The sequence below is a fragment of the Pseudomonas citronellolis genome, from assembly GCF_029335315.1.
GTDB classification, from domain to species: domain Bacteria; phylum Pseudomonadota; class Gammaproteobacteria; order Pseudomonadales; family Pseudomonadaceae; genus Pseudomonas; species Pseudomonas citronellolis_A.
In genome coordinates, this window is record NZ_JARJLT010000075.1 from 1 (window position 1) to 17,100 (window position 17,100).

Below are 17,100 nucleotides of genomic sequence, written 5' to 3' on the forward strand. Positions count from 1 at the left end.
CACCTCGAAGCCCCGCGCTTTGAGGGTTTCCGCATTGCCCCCAAGCGCCCCCCTGCCTAAATTTCCGACCTGAAAGAGCCGATTCGGAAGCGGGAAGTGCTAGTCATCAAAAGGATGTTGGTCGTCTGCATCGGCAATATCTGCCGTAGCCCGATGGCGGAATACCTGTTCCGCCAGCAGTTGGCGGGAACCGGTGTGGAGGTCGCCTCGGCCGGCCTCGCCGCCCTGGCCGGCAGGCCGATGGACCCCGTCGCCAGCGCCGTGCTGCTGCAGCACGGCGGGCAGCCGCCCGAACACTGCGCCCGCCAACTGGCGCCGTCGATGCTGGCCGAGGCCGGACTGATCCTGGCCATGGAAGCGCAGCAGCTGCGCGACCTGCACCAGCTGTACCCCAGCGCTCGCGGCAAGACTTTCCTGCTCGGCAAATGGCAGGGCGGGCGGGAGATCCCCGACCCCTACCGCCAGGGCCGCGCCGCCTTCGAACACAGTCACGCGCTGATCCGCGAGGCTGTCGCCGCCTGGACGCCCCACCTGCGTCCGGCGCATTGAACTCAACCGCAACAATCGCCACAGAACTCACCCCATGCAGCAACAACCCTCGACGATCGTCCCCAGCGGCGACGACGAGCAGATCGACCTGTTCGCCCTGCTCGGCACCCTGCTCGACCACAAGTGGTTCATCGCCAGCGTCACCACGGGCTTCCTCGCCGTCGGCGCCCTCTACGCGCTGCTGGCCACCCCGGTGTACCGCGCCGACGCAACCCTCCAGGTGGAAGCGAAGAAGCCGACCATCCCCGGCCTGTCGGACATGGGCGACCTGTTCGGCGGCCAGTCCGCAGCCATCACCGAAGTCCAGCTGATCAGCTCGCGGGCGGTGATCGGCAAGGTGGTGGACAACCTCCACCTGAGCCTGGTGACGCACCCGACGCGCTTCCCGCTGATAGGCAACTTCATCGCGCGCCGCTTCGACCCCGAGCGACCCGGGGAGGTGGCGTCGGCGCCACCCGGTCTCGGCCGCTTCGGCTGGGGCGGCGAAGCGCTGGAAATCACTCAGCTGGAGGTTCCGGAGCCGCTGCTGGAAACCGGCCTCACATTGATCGCCGGCGAGCAGGGTGCCTATTCGCTGTTCGACGAAGACGGCGACCCGCTGGTCCAGGGCCAGGTCGGCCAGGTCCTCGAACAGAACGGCGTGAAAATCCTGGTCACGACCCTGCGCGCCAACCCCGGCACCCGTTTCGACGTCTCCCGCGAACGCCGCCTGACCACCATCCGGCGCTACCAGGACCTGCTCAAGGTCGCGGAGGCAGGGAAGGACTCCGGCATCATCGACCTGTCCCTCGACGACCCGCAACCTGGCCACGCCCGACGGGTGCTGGACGAGATCAGCCGGTTCTACGTGCGCCAGAACATCGAGCGGGCCGCCGCCGAAGCGGCTTCCAGCCTGGAGTTCCTGCGCGGCCAGCTGCCCGACGTGCGCCAGCAGCTGAACAAGGCCGAAGACGCCTTGAGCAACTACCAGATCCACGCCGGCAGCGCCGACATCAGCCAGGAAACCAAGGCCCTGCTCGAGCAGTCGGTGGCGGTGGACGGCAGCCTTTCGGAACTGCGCCTGCAACAGGCCGAGATGGACCGCAAGTTCACCCGCAACCACCCGGCCTACCAGGCCCTCGAGGCGCAGATCGGCGAGCTGACCGCCAAGCAGAAAAGCCTCGCCCGCAAGGTCGAGGGCCTGCCGGAAACCCAGCAGGAACTGCTGCGCCTGAGCCGTGACGTCGAGGTCGGCATGGCGCTCTACAGCCAACTGCTGAACAAGACCCAGGAGCTGGACGTCATGCGCGCCGGTACCGTGGGCAACGTGCGCATCATCGACAGCGCCGACGTCGACGTCAGCAAGCCGGTGAGCCCCAAGACCCTGCTGGTCCTGCTGATCGCGCCGCTGCTCGGGCTGTTCTCCGCCGTCGCCCTGGTGTTGCTGCGCAAGGCCCTGAACCGTGGCATCGAAACCGTGGAGGGCATCGAGCACCTGGGGCTGCCGGTATACGCCTCGGTGCCCTTCAGCGTCCTGCAGAAAGCCGAGGAGGAACGCCGCGACAAAGGTCGGGGGCGCGCGGAAAAGGCCCCCCCTCTGCTCGCCGTCGGCTATCCCACCGACCTGGCGGTCGAGGCGCTGCGCAGCCTGCGCACCAGCCTGCACTTCGCGATGCTGGAGGCCAGCGACAACCGCCTGATGCTCTCCGGCCCCAGCCCGCTGGTGGGCAAGACCTTCGTTTCCGCCAACCTCGCCGCGGTGAGTGCACAGGCCGGCCAGCGGGTCCTGCTGATCGACGTGGACATGCGCAAGGGCTACCTGCACAAGGCACTTGGAAGTGACGAGAGCAACGGCCTGTCCGACCTGCTGGTGCGCCGCTGCCGCTTCGACGACGCGCTGCGCCCGGTGGACGACGTGCCGGGGCTGTTCTTCATTCCGCGCGGGCAGACGCCGCCCAACCCTTCGGAGTTGCTCATGCACCCGAACTTCAGCGCGATACTCGAAGAGGCCAGCCGCCGCTTCGACCTGGTGATCCTCGACACACCGCCGGTGCTCGCCGTCACCGACGCGGCGATCGTCGCCCAGCAGGTCGGCACCAGCCTGATCGTCACCCGTTTCGGCCTGACCCCGCCACGGGAAATCGAACTGACCCAGCGCCGCTTCGCGCAGAACGGCATCGCGCTCAAGGGCGCCATCTTCAATGGCGTGGAACTGCGCGCCTCGACCTACTACAGCTATGGCAGCCATGCCTACCACTCCTACGAGTGACGGCGCCGACACGCCCGGCGCGCGCCGCTGGTACCTGATCCAGTGCAAGTCGCGCCAGGAACTGCGCGCCCTCGAACACCTGGAGCGCCAGGGCTTCGAGTGCCTGCTGCCGCTGCACTGCGTCGAGCGCCTGCTCAAGGGCCAGCTGCGGCGCACCGGGGAACCGCTGTTCCCCGGCTACCTGTTCATCCACCTGGACAGCAGCGGCGACAACTGGTTGCCGCTGCGCTCGACCCGCGGCGTGCAGCGCCTCGTCAGCTTCAACGGGCGTGCCACGCCGGTCGCCGACGAGCTGATCGAACGCCTGAAGCACCGGCAGTCAGCACCAAGCCCGGCGCTGCGCGGCGGCGACCGGGTCGTCATCGACGCGCCGGGCATGCGCCAGCTGGAAGCGGTGTTCCTGGCCAAGGATGGCGAGGCCCGGGTCATCCTCCTGTTGAAGCTGCTGCAACGCGACAGTCTGGTCAAAGTTCCCCTGGATTCCCTCAGTCTCACGAACCCCTGAGCGGATTCGGAATCCATCGGTGCGGCGCGCTCCGCAAGCGATTGCGCCGAAGGAACCTTCCGACAGTACAACCCCCCACCCCTCAACCGCCCCCTCCCTAGAATCGTTCCCGTCAGTTCCGGCCTTGCGCCGGAGCGACGACCTCGCTCGCTGCGCCATGTCCAGGGAATCCGACGCCAAATCCCGGGGCGGTAGCGTGCTCATCCCCCTCCGACTCACCCCCAAGCCCACGCATCCGACATGAGCAAGATCGTACTCACCTACGGCACCTTCGACCTTTTCCACAACGGCCACCTGCAGTTGCTCAAGCGCCTCAGGCAACTGGGCGATCGCCTGATCGTCGGTGTCTCGACCGACGAGTTCAACGCGCTGAAGGGCAAGAAAACCATCATTCCCTTCCCCGAGCGCCTGGAAATAGTCGCGGCCCTGAAATACGTCGACTTCGCCTTCGCGGAGAACTGCTGGGAACAGAAGACCCGCGACATCCGCGAGCACCGCGTCGCTGTCCTCGGCATGGGCGACGACTGGCGCGGCAAGTTCGACGACTACAAGCCGCTGTGCGACGTCGTCTACCTGCCCAGGACCGAGGGCATCTCCAGCACCCAGATCAAGCAAAGCCTCAGCGTACTCAGCCGGGGACACATCTCGGAAATCAAGACCTCGCTGGACACCATCGCCTCGATCATCGAGAACCTCGGCTAGCCAGGAAAAGTGTCGTGACCCGCTCTATTTCCAGCCTGCTCAGGCACTCCCTGGCGAGAAACGCGCTGGCCGTCGGCCTCACCCAGCTCTCCAACTTCATCCCCTTGCTGCTCGTGCCCCTGCTGACCCAGCGCCTGGGCCTGGACGCCTTCGGCGTCACCGCCGTGGCCCTGTCGCTGACCCAGGTGGCGCTGATCATCACCGACTTCGGCTATGGCCTGTCGGCCACCTACAAGGTGTCGAGCCACCGGGACGACCGCCACTACCTGAACGGCCTGATCGGCTCGATCCTGCTGGGCAAGGTGCCGCTGGTGCTGCTGGCCTGCGCGCTGGTCCTGCTGTTTCCGCTGCTGTCGGCCACCTACGCCGGACACTACCCGGTGTTCCTCATGGCGATCGTCTGCGTGGTCGGCCAGGGCTACCAGCTGACCTGGCTGTTCATGGGCCTGGAACGCATGAAGGCGGTCACCCTGTACATGGTCGGCACCAAGGTCGCCTACGCCATCGCGATGATCCTCTTCGTGCATTCGGCGGACGACGCCTACCTGGTGATTCTCGGCTGGGGCGTGGCGCAACTGCTGGCGGCGCTGCTGTCCATGCTGTTCGCCTTCAGGATCGGCTACCGGCTGCGCGTACCAGCGCTGGCGGAAGTGGCGCAGGAGTTCCGCCAGGCCCTGCCGTTCTTCGTGTCGCGCGTCGCCGTCTCCACCTACACCTCGGCGGCGACCACCCTGGTCGGCCTCTCCGGCCCGGCCCAGGCCGCGCAGTTCTATGCCTGCCAGCAGGTCTACAAGATCGGCTCGGCGCTGCCGGTCAACCAGGTGCTCTACCCGTACATGACCAAGCACCGGAACTGGCGGGTATTCGGCCTCGTGACCCTGGTCTCGACGCTGCTGCTCGGCGGCCTGTCGCTGGCGCTGGGGCTGTATGCGGACGCCTTCATCCGCCTCGCCTTCGGTCCGGAGTTCGGCGCCGCCCGGGACACCTTCATCGTGTTCCTCGCCGCCATGCTGGTCAGCTACCTCGCCGCGGCCTTCGGCTACCCGGCCTTCTCCGCCATCGGCCGGCTGCAGGGCGCCAACAGCAGCGTCGTCTACGCCGCCTGCCTGAACCTGACCCTGCTCGGCGCGCTGTACGCCTGCGACGCCCTGAGCGCCCTGAACACCGCGATCAGCATCCTCGTGACCGAACTCGCGGTCCTCTGCCTGAGGCTCGTCTTCCTGCGCCGCGACCTGCGCGCGACGCACGACCCCGAACGCGCCTCGGCAATTCCCCAGCACTCATAGACAAGGATGGCCATCGCGTGCCGACTCTCTCCGAAATCATCGCCTCCATGCCCAAGGCGAAAAGCCGCTACGACCTCATTGGCAACCCCGCCGCCTACTTCGTCGCCAGGCCACTGTCCTATCCATTGACCTGGCTGTGCCTGCGCCTGGGGCTCAGCGCCAACCAGGCGTCGCTGATCTCGCTGCTGTTCGCCCTGCTGGCGATCGGCTGCGCCGGCCTCGGCGCGTCGGCCGCGCTGATCGGCAGCCTGGTGCTGCTGTGGCTGGTGCTGGACTGCGTGGACGGCAACATCGCCCGCTTCACCCGCACCGGCTCCGCGCAGGGCGAGTTCCTCGACGCCATGGGCGGCTATGTCCTCAGCGCCGGCATCTACCTGGCCATCGGCTATGGCAGCGGCGACTACGACGCCCTGCTGCTCGGAGGCCTGGCCAGCGTCTTCGCTCTGTTCTCCCGCCTGATCCTGAACAAGTGCAACGTCCTCGCCGGCGCACAGCGCAGCGGCTCCGGGGACACCGGCGGCGGCTGGACGGCCCAGTGGACGCTGTCGATCTACAACCTCTCCGGCCTCGGCCTGCCCCTGCTGTACCTCGCCCTGCAATACCAGCTCCAACTGCCCTACCTGCTGTTCCAGGCAGCGCTCGGCGCGGCCATCACCCTGCTCGCCGCGCTGCGCTCCTGGAAGCGCCTCGCCGCCCCGTCCAGCCCCGTGAATTGAAGCCAGAAAAACCAGGAATACCGTCATGCGCATACTGCACGTCGCCGAGACCATCAAAGGGGGAATCGCGACCTACCTCAACACACTCGACAGCAACGTCGCCCACGAACACCACTATCTGCTGCCGGAGAGCCAAGTCGCCGAAGTCTCCATAGACCGCGCGCGAATCCGCACCTTCCGTGGCGACACACGGCTGTCGCGGACCTTCAACCTGCTGCTGGCGCTGGCGCGAACCCCGGACAAGGCGACCTTCGACCTCATCCACCTGCACAGTTCCTTCGCCGGTTACGTGTTCCTGCTACAACGCGCACTGGCGGTGAAGCTGCCTCCGGCGGTCTTCTGCGCCCATGGCTGGTCGTTCCTGCGCCAGGTGTCGGGGCTCGAGCGCAACCTGTGCAAGGCCGTGGACTACCTCATCGGGCTCGCCGCCTCCGGGGTAATCCACATCTCGGAAAGCGAAAGGCGCGCCGCAGAGTTCATTCCCTGCAAGCACCAGAAGACCATCTACAACCCGATCGCGCGGCGCTACCTGGCGCCGCTCTCCAGCGGGCGTACGTCGGGCGAGCCGCGAACCCTGCTGTTCGTCGGCCGTCTGGACCGGCAGAAAGGTTTCGACGTGCTCTACGAGGCGTTCAAGTCGCCCGAGCTCGCCGGGCACCGCCTGCTGGTGGCGGGCGACGCGGTGCTGGGCGAAAACCGCCCGGCGCCCACGGAGAACGTCAGCTTCCTCGGCTGGCAGCCGGCGGACGCCCTGCCGAGGCTGTACGAGCGCGCCGACCTCACCGTGATGCCGTCACGCTGGGAGGGCTTCGGCTTCGTCGCCATCGAGTCGCTGGCGCGTGGCACGCCGGTGCTGGCGAGTTCGGTAGGCGCCCTCTCCGAGATTCTCGGCGAGCATGGCAATACAACCGATCTTTCGACGCCGGAAAACATCGTACGGGCGCTGTCGGACACCGCCGTGCACCCGCATGGTTCCCCGCAGGCCTTGCAGGACTATGTGAAGGAACACTTCTCCCCCAGCCGTTTCGCGGAAGCGATCGACAGTTTCTACCGCCTCGTGGCCACCCGCTGACGGCTCATCGCCCAGCGCGACCACCCTCTCGCTCCCCCAAAGACCAGAAAGACCCCATGAAACTCTCCAGCATCAGGGAACTGACCCTGAGGGCCGCATTCCTGCTCGGGCCAACCGGCATATTTTTCACCCCGATTCCCGGCATCGGCTCCTTGCGGACCTTCTACTTCACTGCCGCGGCGATCAACCTGCTGAGCCTCTTCGGCACGGCCAGGCGCGCCTCGCACCACCTGCTGATCCTGTTCTTCATTTTCATCCTGCTGCTGTTCAGCGCCAGCCACGCGCTGCTGGAAGCCAGCGACGACCTGCCCTTCTACACCAACCCGATCATCCGCGTCCTGGTGATCGCCAACCTGATGTTCGGCTTCTTCAACGCTGCGCAATGGATACTCGCCAGCCGCACTCCCAACCTGGCGGAGAAGCTGCTGCACGACTCCTACATCGGCTTCTGCCTGGTGTTCTTCCTGGGCATGATTCTTTACCTGGGCTACATCAACGGCAAGTTGCCCGCCACGCTGTACAACCGCTTCATCACGCTGGACCAGGTGGCCTACGGCTACTCCCGCTTCAGCCCGGGGACCTACCCGAACGAGTTCGGCATCCTCTGTTCGTTCTACGCGCTCTATTCGCTGATACTGCTCCAGCGCAAGCGACGGCTGGTCTATGTCGCCCTCGCCACGACCTTCGCCGCGGGCATCTTCCTCACCTCGACCCGCGCCGCCTACCTGACCCTGATCGGCGGCTACCTGTACCTGATCCTCAGGCCCCCGACCCGCCGCGCGCGCCTGCAGCTCCTGGCCTTCGCCGGGCTGTCCGTGCCGGCGGTGATCGCACTGCTGTCGTACATCTCCTTCGACATCTTCGCCGTGGTCATGACCGGCTACGAGTCGGCGGCCAATGGCACCGGCAGCTCCAGCGTGCGCCTGCACGGTTGGAATTCCGCGTTCCGCGACCTGATGGAAAACCTCCTGTGGGGCGTGGGCATCGAGTCCCCCAAGGCGTACTCCCTGCACAACCTGCCGCTGCAGATCTTCTACGGCCTGGGCCTGCTCGGCAGCACCCTGCTGGCCGCCGGGGCCCTGCTGTTCGCCTACCACAACCAAAAGTCGACATGGAATCTCTGCCATTGCGAGCCACTGGCGTACTCCTGTCTCAGCGCCACGCGAGCGGTGCTCGCCATCCACGTGGTGATCTTCGGCCTGACCAATCACAACCAGGCCCACTTCTTCACCTGGATGCTGTTCGCACTGACCTGCCTGAAGCTGCGCAGGATCAAGCCGGTACAACGCCAACCGAATCCCCTGCAAGCGCTCGGCACCGCCTGAACGCATCGCCATCGCCCCCCACCACCCACCCAATAACGCTGGGAGCATCGCCATGCATACCCTGGACCGCGGCATCCTGCGTGCCCACCAGACCAAACTCTCGCTACTGCAGAAGCTGCTGGACCTGCTGGTCATCAGCGCCGCCCTGACCACGGTGAAGATCGTCCTGGAGCCTCCCGGCGTACAGGAGCAGATCATCTGCAACCTGGTGGCCCTGTTCATCTTCTACCAGCTGGGCGAAACCACCCAGTTGTACAACTCCTGGCGTGGCGAGCGGATTCGCGACGAGCTGCGCAAGGTCGGCGGCATCTGGTCGATGAGCTTCGCCATCGCCTTTCTCATCAGCCACTTCGTCTTCGACAGGTCGGCGCTGCGCGACCAGGGCATGCTGCAGTGGTTCGCCCTGGCGCTGCTGACCCTGTGCGGCTATCGCATCGCCCTGCGGATGGTACTGAACAGGCTGCGCCGGCGCGGCATCAACACTCGCACGGTGGCCATCGCCGGGGCGGGCGAGTTGGGCCAGCGCCTGGCCGAGCAGATCGCCGCGGCGCCCTGGATGGGCCTGGAACTGCACGGCTTCTTCGACGACAAACGGCGGCAGCCGGTGCGGATGTTCGAGGAACACGCCAGCCTGCCGGTGCATGGCGACCTCGCTGCGCTGGTGGAACAGGCCCGCGCCGGCAGCGTCGAGCGCATCTACATCACCCTGCCGATGGGCAGCGAAGCGCGCATTCGCTGGCTGGTCGAGCAGCTCAGCGACACCACCGCCTCGGTGTACATGGTCCCCGACGTGTTCACCTTCGGCCTGCTGCACGCGCGCAGCCAGAACATCAACGGCGTGCCCACCATCAGTATCTTCGACAGCCCGCTGACTGGCGTGGGCGGCGTGCTCAAGCGCCTGGAGGACATCGCCCTGGCATTCCTGATCCTCTGCCTGATCGCCTTGCCGATGCTGGCCATCGCCGTCGCCGTGAAGCTCAGCTCGCCCGGCCCGGTGTTCTTCCGCCAGAAGCGCTACGGCATCGACGGCCGCCCGATAGAAGTGTGGAAATTCCGCAGCATGCGGGTGATGGAAAACGGCGCGCAGGTCACCCAGGCCACCCGCGGCGACAAGCGCATCACCCCGATCGGCGGCTTCCTGCGGCGCACCTCGCTGGACGAGCTGCCGCAGTTCATCAACGTGCTGCTGGGCGACATGTCCATCGTCGGCCCGCGCCCCCACGCCGTGGCCCACAACGAGCAATACCGGCGGCAGATCAACAGCTACATGCTGCGCCACAAGGTCAAGCCGGGCATCACCGGCTGGGCCCAGGTCAACGGCTGGCGCGGCGAGACCGACACCCTGGACAAGATGCAGAAGCGCGTCGAGCACGACCTCGTCTACATCCACAACTGGTCGCTGTGGTGGGACCTGAAGATCGTTTTCCTCACGGTTTTCAAGGGCTTCGTGCACAAGAACGCCTACTGATCCGGCGGATTGAGGAAAAGCCCGCGTTCGGCGGGCGCTTGTCTGATTGTCCCGCCCCCGGCGCGGCCGTAGCCTCGCGCAGCCTCATCCGCCCTCCGGCGGCAACCCAACCAGCCCCGCAGCCTCTCCCATGATTCGTGTTTCGCTCTGCCTCGCCGCCACCCTGCTTTCGCTCCAGGGCTGCATGTTCGCCCCTGGCCAGAACCTGGACACCAGCCGCCTGCTCGACGGCCCCTCCGCGGATGGCCGCGTGGAGCTGGTGCCGATCACCCCGAAGCTGCTCGCCGTCGAAGCCGCGACCCGGCCCGAGGTGCGGGTGCCCGAGGCGCTGAGCGCCTTCGAGCCGCCGAGCTACCGGATCGGCGCCGGCGACCTGCTGTACATCACCGTCTGGGACCACCCCGAGCTGACCGCGCCTTCCGGCCCGCAGCAGCAGATCGACGCCAACGGCCGCCTGGTGCGCCCGGACGGCAGCCTGTTCTACCCCTACGTCGGGCAGATCCGCGTCGCCGGACGCAGCATCGAGGCGGTGCGCGCGGAACTCACCAGCCGCCTGGCGCAGTTCGTCGAGGCGCCGCAGGTGGACGTCGGCGTGCTGCGCTTCGCCAGCCAGAAAGTGGTGCTCAGCGGCGCCTTCCTCAAGGCCGGCCCGCAGCCGATCACCGCCACGCCGCTGAGCCTGATGGAAGCCATCGGCGTCGCCGGCGTGGACACCGCCAACGCCGACCTTTCCGCCCTGACGCTCAAGCGCGACGGCCACGACTACCAGCTCGACCTCGACACCCTCAACGAGCGCCAGGGCGAGCTCTACGGCCTGTACCTGAAGGGTGGCGACCAGCTCTACCTGCCCTACAACGACCGCCGCAAGGTCTACCTGCTGGGCGAGGTGAACAACCCCCGCGCCCTCACCTACAAGACCCGCACGCTGAGCCTGGCGGATGCCCTGGGCAGCGTCGGCGGCCTCAACCAGGCCAGCTCCAACGGCAAGGCCGTGTACGTGATCCGCGGCGTGGAAGACCTGGCGCGCACGCCGGCCAAGGTGTTCCAGCTCGACGCCCAGTCGCCCACCGCCTTCATCCTCGCCCAGGGCTTCGACCTCCAGCCGCAGGACGTGGTCTACGTCGGCCCGGCCGGGGTCACCCGCTGGAATCGCTTCATCAGCCAGCTGCTGCCGTCCGCCGCCATCCTCGGCACCGGCGCGAACATCAAGAACGACCTGCAGACCAACTGACCCGGAGCCAGGTCGCCATGACCCGCCTTGCCACCGCCGCCGTCCTCGCGGCGGCCCTGTCGCTTTGCGCCTGCTCGCCGCTGATGCAGGCCTCGTGGGACACCCTGCGCGCCGCCGCCAGCGGCCCGAAAGCGGTCACCCTGGACCCGGAGCGGGTGGACGCCCGCCCCTACTACCAGCTGCGCGTGCAGACCCACGACGGCGACGCCGTGCTGGCCCTGGTGCGCCTGCAGGGCGACCTGCAGTACTGGCTGGCGCCGAGCCAGCAGGTGCTGGTGCTGCGCGACGGCCTGGTGGTGCGCACCAGCGGCTTCGCCGACAACCTCGCCGGCACCCGCCTGGGCGACGGCTCGCCGTTCCGCACCGGTCTGCACAAGCTGGCCGACGAACACACCAGCGAACGCTGGCTGGACCTCGACGGCTATCGCCTGGGCGTACCGCTGCGCAGCCGCTGGCGCAGGGTCGGCCTGGAGCGGGTGAGCATCCTCGGGCGCGACCACCAGTTGCTGCGCGTCGACGAAGACATCAGCGCCCCGCTGCTCGGGCTGAGCGCCACCAACCGCTACTGGGTCGACCCCGCCGACGGCTTCGTGATGCGCAGCCTGCAGCAGCTGACGCCAACGCTGCAGGTCGTCATCACCCAGTTGCGCCCGTACCGGGAGACCGCGCGATGAACCTGCGCACGCTGTTCTTCGGGGCCCTGCTGGGCGCCGCCGGCCCGCTGACCGCCGCCGAATCCGCCAAGTTCGTGGAAGTCCGCGGCGACGTGGCCCGCCCCGGCCCCCAGGCCGTCACGCCGGACACTCGCCTGGCCGACATCCTGCGCGGCGCGCGGGTCGATACCGAGGGCTACTGGCTCGGCGCCGCCTGGCTGCAGCCCACCCGCGTGGCGGAGCAGAAGCGCCTCAAGGCAGGCATCCTGTTCGACCTCGGCCTGCTGCAGCAGAAGGCCCTGCTCGACGCCCGGCCGGAGCTCGCCGCCCTCGCCGAAAGGCTGCGCGGGCAAGTGGCCGGGCAGCCGGTCAGCGGGCGCCGCATCCACCTGCTGGACCCGCTGGCCGTGGAAGTCACGCCGGAACAGAACAGCCGGGTGCAGCCCGGCGACGTCTTCGTGTTTCCCACCCGGCCGAAGCGGGTGCGGGTCACGGGCGCGGTGCGCGCCGACTGCGACCTCGACTACCAGCCGCTGCGCAGCGCGCGCGACTATGCCAGCGCCTGCGCGCAAGGCACCGAAGCGGACCCCGACTACCTCTACGTTATCCAGCCCGACGGCCAGGTCAGCCACCCCGGCATCGCCCTGTGGAACCGCGAGGACGGCCAGCCCGCCGCCCCCGGCGCCACCATCCTGGTGCCGCTGCGCGACGCCGGCGCCTACCCGCAACTGAACGAGGAAATGGCCGCGTTCCTCGCCACCCGGGTGCCCTCCGAGGTGACGCCATGAAACCTACCCGGCTGCTCCGCCTGCTGCTGCCCTGTCTGTCACTACCCTGCGCCCTGGCCCAGGCCGAGCCCTACGCCAGCCGCAACGACTTCGGCCTGGTCGGCCTGCTGCAGACGCCAAGCGCGCGCATGGCGCCAGCCGGCGAGCTGGCCGTCAGCGCCAACCGGGTCGAACCCTACTCGCGCTACAGCTTCGCCCTGCAGCCCTTCGACTGGCTGGAAACCGCCTTCCGCTACACCAGCATCAGCGACCGTCGCTACGGCCCCGAGGACTTCAGCGGCGGCCAGAGCTACAAGGACAAGGCGGTGGACGCGAAACTGCGCCTGCTCCAGGAAACCCGCTGGACGCCGCAGCTGGCCCTGGGCGCAATGGACCTCGGCGGCACCGGGCTGTTCTCCAGCGAGTACCTGGTGGGCAGCAAGCGCCTGGGCGATTTCGACCTGAGCCTGGGGCTGGCCTGGGGCTACCTGGGCAATCGCGGCGACCTCGACAACCCGCTGGGCTGGCTCGATGACAAGTACGACCACCGTCCCAAGGCCACCGGCACCGGCGACTTCGGCAGCAACGCGTACTTCCGTGGCGCTCCCTCGCCCTTCGCCGGCGTGCTCTGGCAGACGCCCTGGGAACGCCTGTCGCTGAAGCTGGAATACGACGGCAACGACTACCGCCACGAGCCGCTGGACAACCCCCAGCCACAGGACTCGCCGCTGAATTTCGGCGCGGTGTTCAAGGCCGCCGACGCGGTGGACCTCAGCGTCGGCTGGGAGCGCGGCAACACCGCCATGTTCGGCATCACCCTGCACACCAACTTCGCCACCCGCCAGGCGCCGGCCAAGACCTACGACCCGCCGCCCGAGGCGCTGCCGGCCCGGACGCCGGACCTGCACCCCGAGCAGGTCGACTGGGCCGGCGTGTCCCGGCGTCTGCGCGACAACGCCGGCTACCGGGTCGACCACATCAGCCGACGCGACGCCGAGCTGGTCGTCTACGGCGAGCAGACCGACTACCTCTACGCCCCCAAGGCGGTGGGCCGCGCGGCGCGCATCCTCGACAACAGCGTGGGCGACGGGATCGACTACTTCACCCTGGTCGACGAGCGCTACGCCATGCCGGTGACCGAGACCAGCGTGCCGCGCCAGACCTTCCGCGAGGTGCTGAACCACGACCGCCCGCTGGCCGACCTGCGTCGCGCCACCGAGCAGAACCCGCCGGCGCGACGCGAGGAACAGGTGCTCTACCGGCAGCGTCCCGACCCGTTCAGCTACAGCCTCGGCCTGGGCTACAAGCAGAACGTCGGTGGCCCCGACGGCTTCCTGCTGTACCAGTTCAGCGCCGACCTCGACGCCGAGTACCGCTTCACCCCGGACCTGTGGTGGAGCGGCGCGCTCAGCGCCAACCTGCTGAACAACTTCGACAAGTTCAAGTACGACGCGCCCAGCAACCTGCCGCGCGTGCGCACCCACTTGCGCGAATACTGGACCACCTCCGACGTGACCCTGCCGAGTTTCCAGCTGAACAAGGCCGAACGCCTCGACCAGGACCTCTACGGCATGCTCTACGGCGGCTACCTGGAAGCGATGTACGCGGGCGTCGGCGGCGAGCTGCTGTACCGCCCACAGGGCGAGCGCTGGGCCCTCGGCGCCAACCTCGACTACGTGCGCCAGCGCGCCTTCGCCCAGGACTTCGGCCTGCGCGACTACCGGGTGCTCAGCGGCCACCTCACCGGCTACCTGAAGACCGACTTCCAGGACCTGCTGGCCGCCGTCAGCGTCGGCCGCTACCTGGCCCGCGACTGGGGCACCACCCTCGACCTGTCGCGCGAGTTCAGCAACGGCGTGCGCTTCGGCGGCTGGCTGACGCTGACCAGCGCGTCAAAGCAAGAGTACGGCGAGGGCAGCTTCGACAAGGGCCTCTACGTGTCCATTCCGTTCGACGAACTCATGAGCCGCTCGACCATGCGCCGCGCCAACCTGGCCTGGGCACCGCTGACCCGCGACGGTGGCGCCAAGCTGCAGCACACCTATTCGCTGTACGAGCTCACCGAAGGCCGCAACCCGGACCTGTTCAATGGCAGCTTCGCGCACATCACCGAATGAACCGGGGTTGCCCCGGGTCAACGAAACCTGCGCTTACAAAGCCCGGGGCAACCTTTGCGCCTAAGCTGGGTCGGATGACGCCCGTTCACTCCGCAAGGAACCCCACGATGAAGCTCAGCGCACTTTCCCTCGTCCTGGCGACCGGCCTGCTCGCCGCCTGCGCCGCGAACGCCCCGGCGCCCGGCGCCTCGCTCAGCGGTGAAGTGTTCTACCTGCAGCGCAGCGCCCTGCCGCCGGGCGCGCAGATTTCGGTAAGCCTGCAGGACGTCTCGCTGGCCGACGCGCCAGCCGTGGAACTGGCCAGCCAGACCCTGCCCGGCGGCCAGCAGGTGCCGGTCGCCTTCAAGCTCGACTACGACCCGCAGCAGGTCAAGCCGGGGCACAGTTACGCCGTCAGCGCGCGCATCGAGAACGCCGGCAAGCTGCTGTTCATCACCACCGAACGCCACAGCGTGAAGCTCGACGGCAGCGATCCGCAGCCCCTGCGCGTGCGCGTCGACGCCGTGCGCTGATCCGCGTTCCGCCCTCCCCCGCAGCCGGGTTCCGTTCGCGGCCCGGCCTCGCTAAGCTTGCTTCCCCGCGTCTCGCCGCCCGCGCGGCGCGAGCCGCTTCCCGCTCCCACAAGGAATCCCGATGCTGCGCTTCACCGCCCTGCTGGCCGGCGCCCTGCTGTCCGCCAACGCTTTCGCCCTGTCCCTCTCCTCCCTCAGCCAGACCGACGCCAGCGGCGGCCTCAAGGACGCCCTGACCCAGGGCGCGCAGATCGCCGTCAAGCAACTGGGCAAGCCCGGCGGCTTCACCAACGACCCGGCCGTGCGCATCGAGCTGCCGGGCAAGCTCGGCAAGGCCGCCAAAGTGATGAAGCAGTTCGGCATGGGCGCCCAGGTCGAGCAGCTGGAAACCAGCATGAACAAGGCCGCCGAGGCCGCCGTGCCGCAGGCCCAGGCGCTGCTGGTGGACGCGGTGAAGAAGATGACCGTGCAGGACGCCAAGGGCATCCTCGGCGGCGGCCAGGACTCCGCCACCCAGTACCTGGAGCACAGCAGCCGCGAGCAGCTGCGCCAGCGCTTCCTGCCGATCGTCAAGCAGGCCACCGACCAGGTCGGCCTGGCCAAGCAGTACAACGCCTTCGCCAGCCAGGCCGCGGCCTTCGGCGTGGTCGACGCGAAGGACGCGAACGTCGAGGGCTACGTCACCGAGCAGGCCCTGGACGGCCTGTTCAAGGTCATCGCCGAGCAGGAGAAGGACATCCGCCAGAACCCGGCCGGCGCCGCCACCAGCCTGGCGAAGAAGGTCTTCGGCGCGCGCTGACGAGCCCTCCCGCGCGGGCTCGGAATTCCCTGAAACCCGCGCCCGGCGCGGGCCGACGCGGCAGGTCGCGGCGTAGAATCCGGAGACTGAACCTCCGGAGACAAGCATGCGCGACCCGCGTCTGGACAACGCCAAGGCGGTCCTCATCACCGCCGTGGTGCTCGGGCACCTCCTGGAATCCGTCCAGGGCTGGCAGAACCAGACGCTGCGCGCGGCCCTGACGTTCATCTACCTGTTTCACATGCCGGCGTTCATCTTCCTCGCCGGGATCACCGCGAAACGCCAGGGCATCCTGCCGCGCGTCCTCAACCTGGCGGTGCTGCTGGTCGCCTTCCAGGCGCTCTACACCCTGCCGGTGGTGGCGTTGAAGGGGGAATACCCGGTGGGCGCCCTGACGCCCTACTGGATGCTCTGGTTCCTGCTGTCGATGATCGCCTGGCAGCTCGCCCTGCCCCTGCTGCTGCGCCTCGGGCAAGCGCTGCCGATCGCCATCGCGATAGCACTGGCGGCCGGGCTCGCGCCCTGGATCGGCTACCCGCTCGCCGCGAGCCGGACGCTGGTGTTCTTCCCCTTCTTCGTCGCCGGGCATCTCTACGGCCGGCAAGTCCTGCAGGCCCTCCCCGGCTCGCTTGCGGCGAAGGCCCTGGCCGCGCTGCTGCTGGGCGGGCTGACCGTCTGCCTGTACCGGAACGGCATCGACCACCCCTGGCTGAATGGCTACGCGGGGTATGCCGAACTGGGCGTGGACGCGCTCACCGGGCCGCCGTTGCGGCTCGCCGTCCTGTTCGCCGCGGCGCTCGCCACACTGGCGTTCCTGACCTTCATCGGCTCACGCCCCGGGCGCCTGGGCAGCGTCGGCGAAACCAGCCTGGCGGTGTTCCTGCTGCACGGTTTCCTGGTCAAGGCCTGCGCCACGCCCCTGGGCTGGCTGTGGCGCGAATATGGCGCAGGCGGGGCGCTGACGGGCGCGAGCCTGATGGCAGTGCTGATCGTCTGGATACTCGCTCGCCCCGCCCTGGACGGCGCCATCCGCAAACTGGCAAGCGGCGCCAGCGGCCTGGCGAAGAAAAGCGTCGCCGCACTGATGCCGTAGAACCCGCTGCCAAACACACACGCCCTGTTCCGTCGTCCCCGCGAACGCGGGAGTGAC

16 protein-coding genes are annotated in these 17,100 nt (G+C 68.1%); all 16 read left to right on the forward strand.

The features are described 5' to 3' along the window. The first annotated feature begins 96 nt into the window (after positions 1-96). The 16 genes from P3W75_RS06470 (at position 97) to P3W75_RS06545 (ending at position 17,043) form a co-directional block, all read left to right on the forward strand. Complete coding sequence (locus P3W75_RS06470) at positions 97-549, forward strand: low molecular weight protein-tyrosine-phosphatase (RefSeq protein ID WP_346429851.1); 453 nt, start codon at positions 97-99, stop codon at positions 547-549. A gap of 34 nt (positions 550-583) precedes the next feature. After that, positions 584-2,797, forward strand: a complete 2,214-nt coding sequence (locus P3W75_RS06475) for a polysaccharide biosynthesis tyrosine autokinase (protein ID WP_276226538.1) — start codon at positions 584-586, stop codon at positions 2,795-2,797. Beyond that, the gene (rfaH, locus tag P3W75_RS06480; protein ID WP_276226539.1) at positions 2,775-3,302 is read left to right on the forward strand and encodes a transcription/translation regulatory transformer protein RfaH; all 528 of its coding nucleotides are present in this window, start codon (positions 2,775-2,777) and stop codon (positions 3,300-3,302) included. The genes P3W75_RS06475 and rfaH overlap by 23 nt, the downstream gene beginning before the upstream one ends. Before the next feature lie 240 nt (positions 3,303-3,542). After that, positions 3,543-4,004, forward strand: a complete 462-nt coding sequence (locus P3W75_RS06485) for an adenylyltransferase/cytidyltransferase family protein (RefSeq protein WP_276226540.1) — start codon at positions 3,543-3,545, stop codon at positions 4,002-4,004. 14 nt (positions 4,005-4,018) lie between these two features. Then, positions 4,019-5,290 carry an oligosaccharide flippase family protein gene (locus P3W75_RS06490; RefSeq protein WP_276226541.1) on the forward strand — a complete coding sequence of 424 codons (1,272 nt, stop codon included), beginning with the start codon at positions 4,019-4,021 and terminating at the stop codon, positions 5,288-5,290. A gap of 17 nt (positions 5,291-5,307) precedes the next feature. Beyond that, positions 5,308-6,006: a CDP-alcohol phosphatidyltransferase family protein gene (locus P3W75_RS06495; protein ID WP_276226542.1), complete on the forward strand. Its 699-nt coding sequence runs from the start codon at positions 5,308-5,310 to the stop codon at positions 6,004-6,006. A gap of 25 nt (positions 6,007-6,031) precedes the next feature. Next, the gene (locus tag P3W75_RS06500) at positions 6,032-7,078 is read left to right on the forward strand and encodes a glycosyltransferase family 4 protein (protein WP_276226543.1); all 1,047 of its coding nucleotides are present in this window, start codon (positions 6,032-6,034) and stop codon (positions 7,076-7,078) included. Positions 7,079-7,134: 56 nt separating this feature from the next. Continuing rightward, positions 7,135-8,403, forward strand: coding sequence for an O-antigen ligase family protein (locus tag P3W75_RS06505; RefSeq protein WP_276226544.1), 1,269 nt, complete (start codon positions 7,135-7,137; stop codon positions 8,401-8,403). A 52-nt stretch (positions 8,404-8,455) separates the two neighbouring features. Continuing rightward, positions 8,456-9,871 (forward strand): undecaprenyl-phosphate glucose phosphotransferase, encoded by a 1,416-nt coding sequence (locus P3W75_RS06510; RefSeq protein ID WP_276226545.1) that lies wholly within the window; start codon positions 8,456-8,458, stop codon positions 9,869-9,871. Between the two features lie 130 nt (positions 9,872-10,001). After that, complete coding sequence (locus tag P3W75_RS06515; protein ID WP_276226546.1) at positions 10,002-11,102, forward strand: polysaccharide biosynthesis/export family protein; 1,101 nt, start codon at positions 10,002-10,004, stop codon at positions 11,100-11,102. A 17-nt stretch (positions 11,103-11,119) separates the two neighbouring features. Further along, the gene (locus P3W75_RS06520) at positions 11,120-11,776 is read left to right on the forward strand and encodes a YjbF family lipoprotein (protein WP_276226547.1); all 657 of its coding nucleotides are present in this window, start codon (positions 11,120-11,122) and stop codon (positions 11,774-11,776) included. Further along, positions 11,773-12,543, forward strand: a complete 771-nt coding sequence (locus P3W75_RS06525) for a capsule biosynthesis GfcC family protein (protein ID WP_276226548.1) — start codon at positions 11,773-11,775, stop codon at positions 12,541-12,543. Before P3W75_RS06520 ends, P3W75_RS06525 begins: the two co-directional genes overlap by 4 nt. After that, positions 12,540-14,639, forward strand: a complete 2,100-nt coding sequence (locus P3W75_RS06530; protein WP_276226549.1) for a YjbH domain-containing protein — start codon at positions 12,540-12,542, stop codon at positions 14,637-14,639. Before P3W75_RS06525 ends, P3W75_RS06530 begins: the two co-directional genes overlap by 4 nt. 107 nt (positions 14,640-14,746) lie before the next feature. Then, positions 14,747-15,151, forward strand: a complete 405-nt coding sequence (locus P3W75_RS06535; RefSeq protein ID WP_276226550.1) for a YbaY family lipoprotein — start codon at positions 14,747-14,749, stop codon at positions 15,149-15,151. Between the two features lie 121 nt (positions 15,152-15,272). Then, positions 15,273-15,950 carry a DUF4197 domain-containing protein gene (locus tag P3W75_RS06540; RefSeq protein WP_276226551.1) on the forward strand — a complete coding sequence of 226 codons (678 nt, stop codon included), beginning with the start codon at positions 15,273-15,275 and terminating at the stop codon, positions 15,948-15,950. Positions 15,951-16,056: 106 nt separating this feature from the next. Continuing rightward, positions 16,057-17,043 carry an acyltransferase family protein gene (locus P3W75_RS06545; RefSeq protein ID WP_276226552.1) on the forward strand — a complete coding sequence of 329 codons (987 nt, stop codon included), beginning with the start codon at positions 16,057-16,059 and terminating at the stop codon, positions 17,041-17,043. Positions 17,044-17,100 lie beyond the last annotated feature (57 nt).

Excerpts from the sequence above, each read along its gene's own strand:
- P3W75_RS06475 (WP_276226538.1), top strand. The coding sequence starts at position 584 with ATGCAGCAACAACCCTCGACGATCGTCCCCAGCGGCGACGACGAGCAG.
- rfaH (WP_276226539.1), top strand. The coding sequence starts at position 2,775 with ATGCCTACCACTCCTACGAGTGACGGCGCCGACACGCCCGGCGCGCGC.
- P3W75_RS06485 (WP_276226540.1), top strand. The coding sequence starts at position 3,543 with ATGAGCAAGATCGTACTCACCTACGGCACCTTCGACCTTTTCCACAAC.
- P3W75_RS06500 (WP_276226543.1), top strand. The coding sequence starts at position 6,032 with ATGCGCATACTGCACGTCGCCGAGACCATCAAAGGGGGAATCGCGACC.
- P3W75_RS06505 (WP_276226544.1), top strand. The coding sequence starts at position 7,135 with ATGAAACTCTCCAGCATCAGGGAACTGACCCTGAGGGCCGCATTCCTG.
- P3W75_RS06510 (WP_276226545.1), top strand. The coding sequence starts at position 8,456 with ATGCATACCCTGGACCGCGGCATCCTGCGTGCCCACCAGACCAAACTC.
- P3W75_RS06515 (WP_276226546.1), top strand. The coding sequence starts at position 10,002 with ATGATTCGTGTTTCGCTCTGCCTCGCCGCCACCCTGCTTTCGCTCCAG.
- P3W75_RS06520 (WP_276226547.1), top strand. The coding sequence starts at position 11,120 with ATGACCCGCCTTGCCACCGCCGCCGTCCTCGCGGCGGCCCTGTCGCTT.
- P3W75_RS06525 (WP_276226548.1), top strand. The coding sequence starts at position 11,773 with ATGAACCTGCGCACGCTGTTCTTCGGGGCCCTGCTGGGCGCCGCCGGC.
- P3W75_RS06530 (WP_276226549.1), top strand. The coding sequence starts at position 12,540 with ATGAAACCTACCCGGCTGCTCCGCCTGCTGCTGCCCTGTCTGTCACTA.
- P3W75_RS06535 (WP_276226550.1), top strand. The coding sequence starts at position 14,747 with ATGAAGCTCAGCGCACTTTCCCTCGTCCTGGCGACCGGCCTGCTCGCC.
- P3W75_RS06540 (WP_276226551.1), top strand. The coding sequence starts at position 15,273 with ATGCTGCGCTTCACCGCCCTGCTGGCCGGCGCCCTGCTGTCCGCCAAC.
- P3W75_RS06545 (WP_276226552.1), top strand. The coding sequence starts at position 16,057 with ATGCGCGACCCGCGTCTGGACAACGCCAAGGCGGTCCTCATCACCGCC.